This is a genomic window from Paenibacillus cymbidii (genome assembly GCF_004764705.1).
Classification (GTDB): domain Bacteria; phylum Bacillota; class Bacilli; order Paenibacillales; family NBRC-103111; genus Paenibacillus_AN; species Paenibacillus_AN cymbidii.
The window spans coordinates 224,883-241,372 of the sequence record NZ_SHLX01000001.1 but is presented as its reverse complement, the minus strand read 5'-3'; the positions used below and the strand labels follow the sequence as shown (position 1 = coordinate 241,372).

Here is a 16,490-nt window from a genome sequence, read left to right as displayed (position 1 = left end):
CGCCTGTCATCCCCTTCTTCTGAAATTCGGTACGGTTTTGAGCACGCCGCCTTCACGCGACGATTCCGCCGCAAGTATGGCGGGCGCCGCCGTCTCGACGGCAGCGTATACATCCATGTCCAGCGGAGCATCCTCGGCGACGGCCCGGATGAAGTTGTCCACCGGCCATCCGTCCGCACTGCCGTGAGCGGTTTCCGCAGACAAACCGGGAGCGAGTCCCGCATCCGTCTTCCAGTCCATCTCGCGCCAGTCCGCGTCTTGGTCGAGCCACATCCGCGGGCGATCCCTTTTGGAACGCGCCCATTCTACCGCTCCCGAAGCTCCTTTCACCTGATACCAGTGATAACCGGTGTCCCGCCGCGGGCCGCTTGGCGACGTGAAGCCGGCGGCTGCGCGAATAACAGTCCCTTCCGTCGTTTGCATGAGCGCCACCTCCACATCGCGGGCCGCGGCCCCGCTTACATAATGACTCGCAGGCCTCGTTCCCATGCAGCTTACGCTCGTCACGCGCCCTCCGACAATCTTGAGCAGCGGACTGAGCGTATGCGGCAAATAGTAGATCGGATGAAGGAAACGGCGATTGCGCCAGGTAGCTTCAACTTCCCTTCCCGCCGGCGGTTTCGGGTCCCCGAAGAAGGTTTCGCCGGTGCGGGCGTCGATGTAATAATCCCACTCGGCGTAATGCAAGTACTCGCCCTCGGCGAACAATACGGGGCCGAGCTCGCCGCTTCGCACCATTTCCGCCCATTGACGAATAAATCCCCAATAGCGCGTCTGCTCGGACAGCAAGTATTTCGCGCCCGTCCGTTCCACGGTGCGGACAAGCTTCCAGCAGTCCTCGATCGTATAGGCGGCCGGTACTTCCGTGGCGACGTGCACCCCTTTGTTCATCGCATGGCAAGCCATGTCCACCTGAATATCCGGCGGGGCCGCAATGAACACGGCGTCCAGCGGCACTGTCGCCAGCATCTCTTCGAAGTCGGCAAACAGTCGAATCGACGGATTGCCCAGTTCCGCCGCCATCGATTCGGCTTTTGTCACAAACCGGTCGCACAGCGCAACCACCTCGCAGGAAGGATGAGCATGGTACAATTTCCCGACGTAACGGCCGCGCGGACCGAGACCGACAACTCCCAATCTGACCTTTTTCATGGCGCTATCCTCTCCTGACGCTGCTTCAGCCCTTGATCGAGCCTACGAGCAAGCCTTTGATAAAATATTTTTGAAGCAACGGGTAGACGATCATAATCGGGACCACGGTAAGCACCGTCATCGCCAGCTTCAAGCTTTGCGGCGTCAAATGGACGATCACCTGCGCGGAATCGTGGAAGAACGCGTCCACCGACGTGATGGATTGCAAAGCGTTATAAAGCACGTATTGCAGCGGGAACAAATTCGGGTTCATGGCGTTATAGAACTGGGTATCGATGAACGCGTTCCATTGTCCGATCCCCGAAAACAGCGAAACCGCAGCCAGAACCGGAACGCTTAACGGGAAGACGATCCGGAAAAACAGGAAGACGTCGTTCGCTCCGTCCATGCGCGCCGATTCCTCCAGTTCCTTCGGGATCGACTCCATGTACGTTTTGATCAGAATCATGTTGAACACGCTTACCGCTCCGGGAACGATATACACCCAGAACGTCCCGGCCAGCCCGAGCGACCGGATGAGCAAGTAAACCGGTATGATGCCGCCTGAAAAATAAAGCGTAAAAACGAAATATTTGCGCCAAAATTTGGCGCCGAACAAATCGTCCCGCGATATCGCGTATGCGCCCATCGAGGTAATGAACGCCATCAAGGCGGTGCCCGACACCGTTCTGGCGACCGAAATCCATATGCTGTGCAGAATGGACTTGTTGGTGAAGACGGCTTTGTACGCATCGAGCGTAAACCCTTTCGGGACGAGCAGCAGTTGTCCGGTCGCTTTCGTCGGCAAACTGAGCGAGTAATTAACGATGTGAAGAAACGGCGTAACCATCACCGCGAATATGACGAGCATACACGCGTAAATCAGCCAATCGAACAAACGTTCTCCCCAAGATTGCTTGTAGAACAACGGCCCTCCCCCTTTCTAAAAAATTCCTTTGCCCGCCACCCGCTTCGAGAATGCGTTGATGGACATGACGATCACCAGACTGACGATGGTTTTGACGATCCCGACCGCCGTGGCGTACGAATAATTGTTCTGCTTCAATCCGAAATCGTAAATATAGATGTCCAGCACCTGCATCTTTTCCCAGTTCGTCGGATTCGTAAAGATGAAGAAGAACTCGAAGTTGGAGCTAAGCACCCAACCGCTGTTCAGAATCAGAATGACGACCAGAGTGGGAACCAGGTTCGGAATTGTTATCAATCGTATTTTTTGAAACCGGCTCGCCCCGTCGATATCCGCCGCTTCGTATTGATCCGTCGGGATCGCCGATATGGCCGCAATAAAAATGATGCTCGTGTAGCCCATGGATTTCCACGCTTCAAGCCCCACCGCCAGCGGCCAGGCATAATCCGGATTGCCGAGGAAGTTGATGCCCGTCGAGACAAAGCCCCATTTTGTCAGCCATTCGTTGATAACCCCTGCCGATTGCGAGAGAAACGTATAGGAAATCGAATACGTAATGACCCACGAAATAAAGAAAGGGAAAAACGATACCGTCTGCATCGCCTTCAGCACGAGCCTGGAGCGCAGCTCGTTGAGCAGAACGGCGAATATCAAGCCGAGTCCCAGGTTCGTGACGATAATCAGGATGTTGATGACCAGCGTGTTCCGCAACAAATAAATATAATCCGAGCCTTCGACGAAAAAACGGCGGAAATGCTCGAGCCCCACCCATTCCGACGACCAGAGTCCCAGGCCGGGCTGATACCGGGTAAAAGCAATGATCCACCCGAAGAGCGGAATATAGTGAAAGATGAGCACAAACACGACTGCCGGAATCAGGAGCATGTACAAGTATTTTTGCTTGTGAACTATTTCGAGCAAACGAAAGCTCCTTTCTTTCCCCGATAGGGGGATCGGCAGCTGCAACTGCCGACCCTTGCGTTCCCATCCCGTATCGAAACCCGTAACGAAATTACTTCACTTTTTTGCTTAACTCGTCATACAGCTTGTTGTATTCGTTGATGACGCGTTCCGGATTGAGCTTCTTGTACTCCTCCGTCAGGTCCTTCTGAATTTTGTAGAATTCGTCTTCCGACTTGGCCAAGACGAGCTTCGACGTGTTTTTGACGCGGAATTCCGTCATCTTCTGATGAAGCTGGCCGAGCTCCGACGTCGGCTCGATCCGCACCGTCGTGATGATCCCGGACGGAGCGCCGGTCGTCGTCGCCTTCCAGTAGTCGACCGATGTTTTCCAGCCGAGCTTCCCGAATGCCTCCATCGTCTCCGGCGTTTGCACCAGCTTGTCTTTGAAGTCCCAATCGTTCGTGAAGCTGTATGGCTGACCGTTGCCGCCAAGCCGCAAGTCGTTGCCAAGGAACGTGAAATATCCGAAGCCGACTGTACTCTGCGGATCCTGAACTTCCTTATAATACAGGTCCGTCGGTACGCGCTTGCCGTTCTGCACGTTGTAATGTTTGCCTTCGATTCCCGCTTGCAGCAGCGTCATGCCTTCCTCGGACGAAGCCCAGTCGACGAGCTCCATCAGCCGCTTCGGATCTTTGGCGTTTTTCGTAATGACCAGGTTCAGGAACGTGCCGGTATCCAGCTCCATGATCAGACGCTTCTTGTTCTCCTGCACCTGTGTATTCGTACGTACCGGCTGCGCAATATATTGCATCTCCGGATGACCCGCTTCCTTGATCTTCACGTTGTCGGAGTATCCCGGAATGGAATACCACGTGCTGATCGCCCGCCCGCTCAACACCTTCTCTTTCATCTGGGCCGACTTGTCGGTGAAAATTTCCGGATCGAGCAAACCTTCGCGATGCAAACGATTGAAGAAGTGGTACGACTCCTGCACGTATCGGTTCAGGAAATAGTCCTCGTATTTCATCGTTTCGCTGTTGAAAATAACGCCTTCGTTGCCGGCCAATCCGGTATACGTGCCGCCCTTTTCGTGCATCGCGCCTGCGATGCCGGCGACGCCCCACGATTCGCCCCACGGCGACACCATGCCAATCGTCTTCTGTCCGTTCGGCGCCGTCGGGAAGTCTTTCACCGCCTGCTTCAGGAAGCCCACCCAATCGTCTTCGGAAAGCAGCTTCGGATACCCCTGCTTCGCCAGCGCGTCGATGCGTACACCGATGTCGTTGCCGCGCACGTTCGTGTTCAGGTCGCTTTGGTCCTTCTGCCAGTTGTACAGCTTGCCGTCATTCGAGGCGAGCCGCCACAATGGAATCATCTTCTCGTACCGCTTCGTGAAGTTCGGCGAATCGGCCAAATACGGGTCGAGCTCCGCGAGCGCGCCGGCTTTTATATATTTGTCCAACGTGGTGTTCGACTGGATCCACAAAATTTCGGGATAGTCGCGCGCCGCCAGCATCAGGTTCGCCTTCTCCTCCCAGCTGCCCGGATAAGGAACGTATTCGAACACGATATTGAACTTGTCCTTGATGATTTTGCCGATTTCCGTCTGGTCGGACTTGGTGATGTTCGGGTTGCCGAGCGCTCCCGGATTCAAATATTTCACCGTGTAAAGCGGCTTTTCGGCTTTAGCCGTGTTCGTCGCGCTCGGACTTGCGCTTTTCTGGGCGGGCGTCGCGCTGCTCGCTGCATCGTTTCCTTTGCTGCAGGCTGCGACGACGGTCATCGCTAAAACAATGGCTAATGCGACGGACAAGCTTTTCGACTTCACTTTAACCAAACCCCATCTCTCCCTTATCCATGAACTTGGCGTGCTCGGATGATGTCGTTACCGGGTGTCCGTGTTGCCTTTTCGGCGGCCCCACCTCCCTTGCGTCGCCAACCAGCACCTGCCGGGCGTTTCCACCCGGAACGTTTCGATATTGCCCCGGTCCGCCACGGTGACGTAACACGTTCGTCCGTCGATTCCGCCGAAGGTCAGATTGGTGCAGTTTTTCCCAATAAGCTCGATTTCGGCGATAACGGCACCTTCCGGCGACAGTTTGACGACCGTGCCTTTGCCCCATCTCGTCACATACAGATTGCCGTCCAGGTCGCAACGCATGCCGTCGAGTCCATAGTCGGGAAACTCGATGACCAGTTTCTTGTGAAGCAGCTTGTGATCCGGCGTGAGCTCGTACTTGTAAATGCGGCGTTGCACGGACTCGTTCACATAAAGCGTCTTGCCGTCCGGCGTCACTTCGATCCCGTTCGTCGTCCCCATGTCCGCTTCCATCAGCGTAACAACGCCATCCCGATCGATTCGCCATAGCCGCCCCGTCGCGGTTTGCCAGTCGGGGTCGCTGGCGAACACCACATCGTCCGGCGTGATGCAGATATCATTCGGCTGGCTCATCGACGGCTCATGCGCAAAAACGCTGATTTGCCTTGTCTGCATGTCGACCTGCAAAATATTATGGTTCGTATAATCCGCAATCAGCATCTCGCCCTTGCTTGTAAAACGAATTCCGTTGCCGATGCTGCCGTTAGGCAGTTCCACGAATACGGAGCACTCGCCTTCGGGAGTGACGCGCCCGATCGTATGCTCGCTCGCGAAATTAACCGCGTAAAGATTGCCTTGCGCATCTGTGGCCGGTCCTTCGATCCCGGAGGTGAACCCGTGTTCCGCCGTAAAATCGCGACTTCTGTAATAAGGCTCTCTGCTTATGTTGTCCGACTCCTTCATCGCTTATTGGAGCAACTCGCGGATGAACCGGCGAAACCACTCCGCTTCCTTCGGATAGTTGGCGTAATCGACGATCGCCTCCAGCCGTTCGTCCTTGGGATCGATGCCTAACGTTTGAAGCAACGCGTAGTCCTGCATCGCTTCCGCGAACACTTCCCACCGGATCGAATCGATCGGACCGTTCTCGCCGGGGTAAACGACGAATGGATCGCCATAGGGAAACACCCGTCCCGCAGAAGCGTCCGAGAACAGGTCGGCCATCGTTTGCGCATCCTGTCCGTATTCCTGCTCCGCCGAGCTTCTCTTTTGCGTATACCAATAGTTGTAGCCCCAGTGCAGAAAACCCAAGGTGCCCAGCTTGTAGAACACCATGCCTTGCGGACGAATTTTGGCGAGCGGGGTATCGAAAAAACGATTCATATACGGACCGGTCGGACCGCAGCAGTAGTAGGCCCAATGCGGTTCCCCCCTTTTCATGAAATCGACTGCGCGATCGACCAAAGGAACGGGATAGTCGGTCAAGCGCTGGTTCAAATATTCGTTGCCCGAAATCGCATCCATCACTTTTACGGACGGGTCGATTTGCAATAAAAACTCGCGCGCTTTTTTATAATTGGCTACATCTTCCGGTCGATCGGTCGGTTCATCGCAAATATGGAACAGCGAGTCGTGCAAAATTCCTTCCTCGATCATAAACTGCTTGAACTCCCCGATGAACTGCTCCATATACCGTCTGAACACTTCGCCTGTAGCATCCGTATGTTCGGGAAAGAGCGTATCCAGCTGCCCGTTCCGCTCCGTATAGATGCGAGTCGGTTCGCTTGCGGAGGCGGAATGTTCTTTTGCGTGGCTGTATGCCCAGAAATGCGACCATTCGAAATAACCGAATCCGATCTCCTTGGCCATGCGCACAATTTGCCGCACGTATGTCCAATCGAATTGGTAAACGCCTTCGCTGACTTCCCAAACTTTCAGGAGCTGCGGGGGCCGCTTCATGAACTCCTTGCGATAATTGAGCAGCGGGACGTAAAGGACGTCGGTGCCATGGTCAAACAGATTTTGCAAATAAGGTTTTGCTGTTTGCATGAAAGCTTCGCCTAACGGCTCCTGCCCGTACCAATCGAAAATACATTCCGGGTACCACCAATGAGTGACCGGAAAGTTTTTTCGCGGCTGAATGACCGCCGAATGAACGTTGACTCGTACCGACAGCTCGGCCAATTCGTCCATAACCGGGCTTGTAAACTTGACCTTGAGTGTATGTACGCCAGGTTTCGCATCCGCAGGAACGTGAACGCTTACCCAAAACGACTGGTTCGCGAGCGGACCGACTTCGGCAGTCGTCTCGGGGAATAGCGGATCGGGAACGAGGCCCGGCACGTTCTGCACGCCGTCAAGCTCCGACGGCAACGTGTGAAGCGTGAGATAATCTTGCTGAACCCAGCCCACCCGGCGGACGGTTGCGGTCCATTCGTCCTCGCCGCTTACTTCGCAGTTGACGTTGACGCGGAAAAGCCCGTTGTTGTTCAAGCATGCCTGGAATGACAATCGGGCGTTTCGCGCGGTGTAAAGCTCCAGGCTCGTTCCCCCTTCCGGAGCGGAATGCGGGTACACGCGCTGAAGCGTATCCTGCACCCAGAACAAAACCTCGGCTTGTTCCGGCAATCCGTATCGGTATTTCAGATTTGCTTTTTTCGCCAACACCTGCGCCTTGATTTGCTCTTGTTTGATCATCGTTCACTCTCCTCGCTTTACCCGCGGTTTTCCTGCAACTCAGTTATACCATAGGAAATCGAGGGGGAGTCACGACAAAGTAAACGCTTTCTTGCGATAAACTATACTTGATGCTTGGAGGCGGTATATTCGCCCGGCGTAAAACCTGTTATTTTTTTAAATATTTTACAAAAATAATTAAAATCCTTGTATCCGACCTTTTCGGATACTTCGTACAGCTTGTATTTGCCTTCGCAGATCAGCTTCTCCGCTTTTTTCACCCGGACTTGATTCAGGTAGTTTCGGAAGCTTTCGCCTTTCGCTCTGAAGAACAACCGGCCCAGATAGACGTGATTGTAATTGAACTGCTTCGCGACTTCGATCAACGTAATATTGCCGCCGCAGTTTTGCTGCACGTAATATTCGATATGCCGGACGATCTCGGGGTCGCCGGCCGCCGTCGCTGCGCCGTATTCTTCGCCGGGCAACCCGTCCTCGCCGTTTTTCGCGCTCTCATACTGCTTCCTGATCTTGGTTAACGCGCGGATCAGAATCTCTTCGTTGATCGGCTTCAATACGTAGTTGGCCACGCCGAACTCGATCGCCGTTCTCGCGTATTCAAAGTCCCGGTAACCGCTTACGAGAATTACCTTCGTGTCCAGCCCCATCTCGTATATTTGCTGCGACAGCTCCAGACCGTTCATGAGCGGCATGCGAATATCGCTGACGAGCACGTCGTACCGCTCCTTCTGAATCATGCGCAGCGCTTCCAGGCCGTTCGCCGCCTCGCCGGCAACCTGAAAACCGTAATCGTTCCAATCGATTAAAATCCCCAGACCTTTCCGTATGGACGTTTCGTCGTCGACGATCAATACCCGGTACATGTGTCAACCCTCCAATGGCAAATAAATGTCAACCACGGTACCCGCTTCGTTGGTGCTTCCGATTCGCAGCTTCGCCTTGTCGCCGTACAGCAAATTCAACCTCCTGTGAATGTTGCGCAACGCCAGATAGTTGCCTTTTACCGTGTCGTCGCCGAGCGATTGCAGCAGTTCGTCCAACTGCCAGGGATCCATGCCGACCCCGTCGTCCGCCACGCGAATATGAATGGTTTCGCCGCTCTTCGCTATGGACAGGCTGACGGAACCGGCCCCCTCCTTCATCTCCAGCCCGTGGTAAATCGCATTTTCGATCAGCGGCTGAATGATCAGCTTCGGAATCGGCCGGTTCTCCAGCCCCTCGTCCACGTGCACGACAAGCTTCAGTTTATCCGGGTAACGGAACTGCTGAATGGTGAAATACTGGGCAATAAACGTGAGTTCGTACCCGATCTCGATCATTTCGTCCGTCTCTTCGTGCATATGACGGAAGCTCTCCGCGAACAACCGGACGATTCCCGATGTTTCCCGATCCCCCTTGATAAGCAGGTGCATGCGGATGCTTTCGAGCGTATTGAACAGGTAGTGCGGGTTGATCTGGCTCTGCAGCGCCAGCAGCTGCGATTCGTGCGTCGCGTTCTCGAGCGCCTGCTTCTGAATTTCCGCATCCTTGATTTGCAGCTTCACATCGATGATTTCATGAATCAGTTCTTCCAGTTCCCGCACCATGATATTAAAATGCTCTCCCAATTGGGCAATTTCATCGTGCCCGCTCACTTTAACGGTCGTTTTCAGGTTTCCTTTGCGGACTTGCCTCATCTTTGCGATCAAACTGTCGATCCGATAGGTGATGCTGCGGGAAAGAAAGAAGATCAGGACGACAGATACGCCGATGCACAACAAACTCAACCAGACGCTCGTAATCCAGGTCGTCTTCGTGATCGCCCGCATTTGCTCAAGCGGAATCAAATAATCGATATGCCAGCCGGCGATATTCAACTTCTCGTCGTCTACCGCTTTGCGGATAAACAAATAATGCTCCCCGTTAAACACGACCTTCGAATCCGAACGCCAATTCGCCCAATCGTCCGCATTCCTGTTGTCCAATAGCTCCGAATTGGAAGCAAGCGTATTCGACTTGTCATCTTGCAGAAGCACAAGCGCATCTTTGGAATCGCCGATCGTAAACAAGGCGCCGAGCTCGCTCTGGTCGATCAACAATTCCAGAACGCCGATGGTACGATTGGAATACTGGTAATCGCGGATCGGAACCAGACAGCTCAAATAGGTTCTGTCCTGGTACGTCACGAGTCCGTTCCATCTTAAATTGCCGCGCATATCGCGGGTTTGCTCCAGCTTGTCCCACACCGTCACCGTGTCGTTGATGAAATGGCCGGAAAATTTGACGTTCGGGTTGTCGACATATAGTTTGATCTGCAAGCTGCTTTCCTTGATGAACGCCCGCTTGAAAAGCGGATCGATGAAATCCGCATAAAATTGGTATACATCGTAATCGTCTTCCGAATGGACATTCAAATGCTGAAGCAGCTTGTTGTCGTACACGATACTGCTGGCGATATCGCCAAAGCTGTTCAACCGGTTGATCAGATTGTGGTTCAAAATCGCGGCGGAATTGGCGTAGTGGCTTTTGCTGTTGTCGAGGATGGTATTGCTCAAGTGGTTCGTCAAATAGTAGCCAAGGATGAAAATGGGGATGATAAGGATGCATCCGTACACCATGATCAGTTTCTTCTTGAGGCTTAAATGCGGTGCGATTCTTGCCAACGATACGCCTCCTTCGTCATTCGCCATGCGGAAAATGAGAAAACCTCTATCGCGGCCATTCAGAATGAACGGCCGGTTTCAGAGGCAGGTTTTATCGCCAATCGGAACTGCGCTCGTGCTGCGCTGCATAAAAAGTATAGCATATCGGGCGGATTGGGGGCACGACAAAATAAACTTGTTAACATGACACAATAAACTTCCCAAAAAACACAAACGTTTCCTTTCGTCGACGGACGAGCGGCAATCGGCACTGCTCCCGACCGCCGCATCCTCCGGTCCACGCGCGGGACGCCGTTCATTCGTCTTGCCGGTGTTCTGCGAGCCTGTCCTCCAGCAAGCGCTGGATCAGGAAATCTTCCCTGCTCTGCCGGATATGGTTGGCGCGGCTTTCGCTCCATTCGTAAAACCCTTTGCCGCTTTTTATGCCGTAGTGTCCCTTCTCCACCAAATCGTTCATTGTTTGAAGCGGTTGCCGCTGAACGGCAAGATCCGGATACAGATGGGAGGAAACGGCGTGAAACACATCAAGTCCGCCCATATCCGCGCTTTCGAGCCTTCCCGTTACCGCATACCTCCTGCCGATGCTGTACGTGACCGCCGCGTCTATATCTTCCTTGCCGGCAATGCCATGCTGCAGCAAGTATTCCGCTTCCCTCAGCATGGCATATTGCAGCCGGTTGCCGATAAAGCCCGGTATGCTACGGGCCAGCGCAATCGGCTTTTTGCGCATGCGCAGCATGAGGCTTGACGCACGTTCGACCGCTTCCGCGCCCGTCCGATCCCCCGGCACAATCTCGACCAGAGGGATCAGATGAGCGGGATTCCAGAAATGGGTGATCAGCATCCGCTCCGGATGCTTCATGTCCTTGGCGATTTCCGTCGGGTCAAGCGCCGATGTATTGCTCGCAAGCACAACACTCGGGTCGCATAAAGCATCCAACGTTTGAAAAAAGCGTTGCTTCAATTGCAATTGTTCAGGTATCGCTTCAATGACGAAAGTACGATCCTTCACGGCTTATTCGACGGATTCTACGAATTGAATATGGCTCATGATCCGATCCGTTTCGGAATCATGGATGACATCCTTGGCCGCGAATCGGCGAAGCGTCTGCCCGATCTCCCGCTTCGCCCGCTGCAGTTCGTCCAGGCTCAAGCCTTGCAAAGCAACCGGGATCCCGCACCATGCCGCATTCAACGCGATGCTGCTCCCCATCAGACCCGCTCCCGTTACCGCCAACCGCTCTTCCGTTTCAGCCAAGACACATCTCTCCTTATCTCCATCTGAATTCGCTAGGGCGTGTCTGAATACTCCGAGGGGAACAGATTGTGCCGAATTTTCGTCCCATGCAAGGAAGTTTTGCGCAGGCTTACCGGGGGTAAGTCAAGCAAAACTGACGCAGCAGGGGGCGAAAAGGCGGTGCAAGATGACCTCGAGCGGGTTTTCAGACACGCCCTAAATAGCCGTCCATCCGCCGTCCACCCGCAGCGTTTCGCCGGTTACGAATCTGGCCATGTCCGAAGCAAGGAATACAACAGCGCTTGCGATATCGGACGGAGCCGGCGTTGCGCCAAGAGGAATTCGACTGAGAACTTCCTGCTTGAACGCCGGGTTGCCGAGCATGCCGGAAGTCATTTCCGTCTCGATAAAAGTCGGCGCCACCGCGTTCACCCTGACTTGATGCTCAGCCCACTCGACCGCCAGCGCTTTCGTCAACTGAACCGCGCCGCCTTTGCTTGAACAATAGGCAGCCCGATCGTAAAAGCCGACAAAGGCCATTTGCGACACGATGTTGACGATTGTCCCTTCCCGCTGCCGAATCATATATTTGCCCGCTTGCTGGGAGCAGAAAAACATTCCTTTCAGGTTGGTGTCGACGACTTGGTCCCAATCATGCTCCGTTACGTCAAGCGAAGGTTTGGCTATATTGATTCCTGCATTGTTGACCAGCACGTCGACCCCGCCCATTCGAGCAAACGCTTCATCAATCAAAGCATGACAGCTCGCCGCCTGGCGAATATCGCTGACGATGTAGCTGCAACCGGGATGGAAAACCTGCAGCTCGTCCGCCGTCCGCAGCAAGTCCTGCTCGTTTCGTCCGGAAATCGTAACCACGGCGCCCAGCCTTGCAAACGCCATCGCGATCTCGCGCCCGATTCCTTTGCTCCCGCCCGTCACAATTACCCGCTGTTGCCCGAGCTCGGTAAAATAAGTCAACCCTTTCACCTGCTTCCCATTATGTATACGTATTCATATCTGTTGACGCGCTTCCCCTGCGATTATGTATCTCGGCTAAAATCGCACTTTATGAATACGTATTCATTACCTAGTATAGCGAGCGTTAATCGTTTCTGTCAATTGCGGAAAAACGGGAGAAATCCGGTGCACTGCCGCCCAGACGAACTCCGAGGCCTCCGCTCCCGAGTCCCGCTCCTGCACCGCATCAACAACCGTCCGTTCCGCTGATCGCGCGGAAACGCACGGTTGCGACGCTGCCGCTTTGCTGCTACAGCTTGCCCCCGGCTTGCGCGACAAGCCGCAGCGCACGTTCGTGAACCGTCGCGTCCACGACCGCGGCCAGCACGATGTCGCGGCCGATTTCCTCGCCGCCGTCGCCTAGCCCGCTTGCCGCAGGATCGGCGGCGAGCAGCACACCCGCCCCCGGCGTCAGCGCTTCCGTGTCCAGCACCAGCTCGGCCAGGCCGTCGAAGCTGCCTCCGGCCGGGTTAAGCGTACGATGCAGCGGACCGCCCGAGTACGGCGACACGCGGTCGACCGACACGCTGGTCGCGCGCATCGCCCGCAGCTTTGCCGCGGCGTCCTCGGCGGCTTCCGGCGTGCGGAAATAGGCGATAACGTTTTTTTCGCCCGCCGTTTCCATTACCGCTGCCGCCTTTCGGCCGCGTCCGCCCGTTTCTGCGCCTCCAGATCGTCCCGGTCCGCCGCTTCGGCGGAAAATTCGACGTCTTCGCTGCGCACGACAGGCAGGCGGCGTTTGTATGACTCGCCCGCCTTCTTGTGCTCCATCGGATTCATCCTCGTTCGCCCCTTTCGCTGGTTCTTTCCGCACTAGTATGCCACTGCCGCCGGATGCTATGCCCGCTCCCGAACAGCGCAAAATTGAATTTACTTAATGATTAATTTAATGATATGATGAAGAGGAACCGCTCCTATTTCCCGCACCGATGGAGGCTTTGCCATGACCATAATCCCTGATTCTACAGACGAACGATTCCGCCCGATCGATCTGGCGAAAGCTTACAATCGCACCGCCGCCGACTTGCGGGAAGGCGACTGTTCGCCCGACATTATCGCCGCAAAAAACGAACTTCTCACCGGCGAAGCGGTCTTGTGGGGCATCCCGTTCCGCCTCGGCCCGACCGACGGCGGGCCCAATATGATCATCGCCGGCAGCGATGAAGTGAACGTGCCTTTCCCGGCGCCGGTCACCGCGCGCCAGCTTGTTTTCCTGCACGCCGCCGATTTCAAAACGTCGCCGACCGGTGAAGACGGCATCACCAGTCCGATGCTTGGCTCCCCTCGCCTCGGCGAAACGGTGTGCCGCTATACACTGCTGTACGCGGACGGCACGGAAGCGGCGTTTCCGATGCGCCGGCGCTATCAAATCAGCGAATTCCGCGTCAAATGGGGCGAAAACAGCTTCGAAGCAGTCAAACACAGGAAGCCGCGCACGATGCCGGGCAACAGCGATTTGCCGCGCGGCCGGGCGCCGGAAATTCCGTGGGGCCAAAGCCAGCTGCGCACGACATTTCAGGGCTTCGGCGAAGGCTTGCACCACTGGCTGCACGCATTGGTCAATCCGCACCCGGACAAGCAATTGACCGGGCTGCGTGTGACGCCGGCGGACGGCGTCGCTTTTTTGTTCGGCATTACCGCAACCAGCCTCGAAGGCAATCCGCTGCGCTGGGATAGCCGGCGCCAAATCCGGCTGCGCACCGCGCCGGATTTCCGGCCGAACCCGTTCGGCAGCGACGCCAACATCGGCATCGACCTTGGCGAAGTGATCGCCGTTGCCCCCGTGCTCGATTACGGCCACGAGTCGTGGCTGAACGCCGCGAATCCGCCGCTGCCGACGCCGAAGCCGGGCGAATGGATCGTCGATTACGCCGCCCATCCGGACGGGCGCCTGTTCCTCGAACGCGCCGACGGCCGGCAAACCGTATCGCTCCGCGAGTTGGAAACCGCCGGCATCGAACGGCTGCGCCAAGCCGAACGGCCGGTGACGCTGCGCATCGTCGATCGGGCGACAAGGGCCAAAACAGCCGCCAAAATCCATCTTCACAACGAACACGGCGGTTATTTGGCCCCTGTTGCCGGGCATCGGCTGCCGAACGCGCACTGGTTCGAGGACTACGGTGCGGAGCATGTCGAAGGGTTCCACTACAGCTGCTATGTGGATGGAGAAACAGAATTCCGGCTGCCGCTCGGAACCGTCTATATGGAAGTAACGAAAGGCTTCGAAATCCGGCCCGTGCGCAAAAAGCTCGAGATCGCCGCCGACACGGAAACGATCGAAATCGAGCTCGACCATGTGCTCGGCTGGCGCCGGAGCGGCTGGGTGACAGCCGACACGCACGTGCATTTCCTGTCGCCGCAGACGGCATTATTGGAAGGCGAAGCCGAAGGGGTCAACGTGGTCAACCTGCTGGCCAGCCAGTGGGGGGAAATGTTCAGCAACCTCGGCGATTTTGACGGCAGGACGACGATCGGCAGCGTCGAAAATGGCGGCTCCGGCGAATACCTCGTGCGCATCGGCACCGAAAATCGGCAGCACGTGCTTGGCCATATTTCGCTGCTAGGCTACGAAGGCCGGATGATCGTGCCGCTGTGCGCCGGCGCACCCGACGAGTCCGGCATCGGCGACCCGGCGTCCGTTACGATTACGCAGTGGGCGAAGCAATGCCGCGAGCAGAACGGCATTGTCGTGCTGCCTCACCTACCGAATCCGCGCGCTGAAGGCGCCGCCACGATCGTGCTGGGCGAAGTGGACGCGATCGAGCTGTGCTCGTTCGAAAATACCGGCATCAGTCCCTATTCGCTGTCGGACTGGTATCGATATCTCAATTGCGGCTATAGGACGCCGGCCGTCGGCGGCACGGACAAAATGTCGCAAATCACCGCCGTCGGCACGATCCGCACGTATGCGCTGATCAAGGATAAGCCGTTTACGTACGCGAGCTGGATGGAGGCGATTCGCTCCGGCAACACGTTCGCCACCTTCGGGCCGCTGCTCGAATTTCGCGTGAACGGCAGCGAAATGGGCTCTCAGCTGCAGCTGACGTCTTCCGGCGGCACGCTAGACGTCGTCTGGCAGGTGTCGTCCGTCACCGTGCCGGTCACGCAAATCGAGCTTGTCGTCAACGGCGAGCTGCGCGAGGCGAGCGCCGTCGAACCGGCGGGCGGCAGCTACGCCGGCCATTGGTCGGTGCCGGTTGCGGGCAGCTGCTGGCTGGCGCTGCGCGTGCGCGGCCGTTATCAGGGCGCTAGCGAAATCATCGCCGCGCATTCCAGCGCCGTTATGGTCGTCGTGGACGGCAAGCCGCTGTTCCGCGCCGCCGACGCCGTTACGATTCTCGAGCAGATCGAAGGCTCGACCGCTTACATCGAAACGTTGGCGACGCCGGCCGACGAACGGCTGGTCAAACAAATGCTGCTGACGCTTACCGGCGCCTACCGGGCGCTGCACAACCGGATGCACCAGCAGGGCGTCATGCACCGCCATACGGCGGCGGACGACCACGCCGGCCATCCGGAACGGAAGTTGCCGCGCAGCGTGAAGCGCCGCTGACAACATCCTTTGTCCCTAAACGTTGTCAGGTTAGCAGCCACTCCGGCGAAATAAGCCGGAATAGTCGGCCTATTCCGCCGGCGGGACCTGGTTCGCGCGAAATAAGCCGGAAAAGCCGGCTTATTTCAGCGGCTGAGGCCAGTTCGGGCAAAATAAGCCCGAAAACCCGGCTTAAATCGGCAGCGGGGCTCAGTTCGCATGAAATAAGTCGGGAAAGCCTGCTTATTCCAGCGGCGTAGCTCAGTTCGAGCGAAATAAGCCGGAAAAACCGGCTTATTCCGGCGGCGTGGCCCGGTTCAGGGCGCCGATCAGTCTTTGTCATGAATCCGGGCCGGCCCCTGCCCGAGATAGGTTTTATCGCTAATCAGAGAGTCGACCAAGCAAAACCAACTCCCCCCCGGGGGGGGGGGTTGAACCCCACTTGTCTATAAAAAACCAATATTGTAATGTTAAAGAATATAAAGTTTGCATTGCTTGGAATGTTAGCGAAATAAGGCTGATTTCAGCCTTACAGCGACGTTTCGGCGAGTGTCGGATGAAATAAGGCTGATTCCGGCCTT

The 16,490-nt window shown here is 56.0% G+C and carries 13 protein-coding genes and 1 pseudogene; 1 reads left to right on the top strand and 13 read right to left on the bottom strand.

Annotated elements, in window-relative coordinates:
• Window positions 1-6 precede the first annotated feature (6 nt).
• The 13 genes and pseudogenes from EXY20_RS00955 to EXY20_RS00900 all read right to left on the bottom strand — a co-directional run bounded on the left by EXY20_RS00955 (window position 7) and on the right by EXY20_RS00900 (window position 13,157).
• On the bottom strand, window positions 7-1,152 hold the full coding sequence (locus tag EXY20_RS00955) for a Gfo/Idh/MocA family protein (RefSeq protein ID WP_135546678.1): 1,146 nt from the start codon (window positions 1,150-1,152) through the stop codon (window positions 7-9).
• A 25-nt stretch (window positions 1,153-1,177) separates the two neighbouring features.
• Window positions 1,178-2,059: a carbohydrate ABC transporter permease gene (locus tag EXY20_RS00950; protein WP_135546675.1), complete on the bottom strand. Its 882-nt coding sequence runs from the start codon at window positions 2,057-2,059 to the stop codon at window positions 1,178-1,180.
• Between the two features lie 15 nt (window positions 2,060-2,074).
• Entirely contained in the window at window positions 2,075-2,980 is a 906-nt protein-coding gene (locus EXY20_RS00945; RefSeq protein WP_135546673.1) for an ABC transporter permease subunit, read from the bottom strand.
• Between the two features lie 91 nt (window positions 2,981-3,071).
• Window positions 3,072-4,793, bottom strand: a complete 1,722-nt coding sequence (locus tag EXY20_RS00940; protein ID WP_235885325.1) for an extracellular solute-binding protein — start codon at window positions 4,791-4,793, stop codon at window positions 3,072-3,074.
• A gap of 57 nt (window positions 4,794-4,850) precedes the next feature.
• Window positions 4,851-5,747: an SMP-30/gluconolactonase/LRE family protein gene (locus EXY20_RS00935; protein WP_135546669.1), complete on the bottom strand. Its 897-nt coding sequence runs from the start codon at window positions 5,745-5,747 to the stop codon at window positions 4,851-4,853.
• Window positions 5,748-5,750: 3 nt separating this feature from the next.
• A complete protein-coding gene (locus EXY20_RS00930; protein ID WP_135546667.1) occupies window positions 5,751-7,481 on the bottom strand; it encodes a DUF4091 domain-containing protein in 1,731 nt (576 codons plus the stop codon).
• 101 nt (window positions 7,482-7,582) lie between these two features.
• Window positions 7,583-8,344, bottom strand: coding sequence for a response regulator transcription factor (locus EXY20_RS00925; protein WP_135546665.1), 762 nt, complete (start codon window positions 8,342-8,344; stop codon window positions 7,583-7,585).
• Between the two features lie 3 nt (window positions 8,345-8,347).
• The gene (locus EXY20_RS00920) at window positions 8,348-10,123 is read right to left on the bottom strand and encodes a sensor histidine kinase (protein WP_167858922.1); all 1,776 of its coding nucleotides are present in this window, start codon (window positions 10,121-10,123) and stop codon (window positions 8,348-8,350) included.
• Between the two features lie 295 nt (window positions 10,124-10,418).
• The gene (locus EXY20_RS39660) at window positions 10,419-10,853 is read right to left on the bottom strand and encodes a 3-hydroxyacyl-CoA dehydrogenase family protein (protein WP_268965916.1); all 435 of its coding nucleotides are present in this window, start codon (window positions 10,851-10,853) and stop codon (window positions 10,419-10,421) included.
• Window positions 10,842-11,360: pseudogene (locus EXY20_RS39655) on the bottom strand (3-hydroxyacyl-CoA dehydrogenase family protein); the annotation flags it as partial. The gene EXY20_RS39660 and the pseudogene EXY20_RS39655, both read right to left, overlap by 12 nt.
• Window positions 11,361-11,576: 216 nt before the next feature.
• Window positions 11,577-12,347 (bottom strand): SDR family NAD(P)-dependent oxidoreductase, encoded by a 771-nt coding sequence (locus EXY20_RS00910; RefSeq protein ID WP_235885301.1) that lies wholly within the window; start codon window positions 12,345-12,347, stop codon window positions 11,577-11,579.
• A 280-nt stretch (window positions 12,348-12,627) separates the two neighbouring features.
• Window positions 12,628-13,002, bottom strand: a complete 375-nt coding sequence (locus EXY20_RS00905) for a hypothetical protein (protein ID WP_135546659.1) — start codon at window positions 13,000-13,002, stop codon at window positions 12,628-12,630.
• Window positions 13,002-13,157 carry a YfhD family protein gene (locus EXY20_RS00900; protein WP_207671196.1) on the bottom strand — a complete coding sequence of 52 codons (156 nt, stop codon included), beginning with the start codon at window positions 13,155-13,157 and terminating at the stop codon, window positions 13,002-13,004. Before EXY20_RS00900 ends, EXY20_RS00905 begins: the two co-directional genes overlap by 1 nt.
• Window positions 13,158-13,320: 163 nt before the next feature.
• On the opposite strand from EXY20_RS00900, the gene EXY20_RS00895 reads away from it, so the two are divergent.
• On the top strand, window positions 13,321-15,930 hold the full coding sequence (locus EXY20_RS00895; RefSeq protein WP_207671195.1) for a CehA/McbA family metallohydrolase: 2,610 nt from the start codon (window positions 13,321-13,323) through the stop codon (window positions 15,928-15,930).
• The last annotated feature ends 560 nt before the right edge of the window (window positions 15,931-16,490 follow it).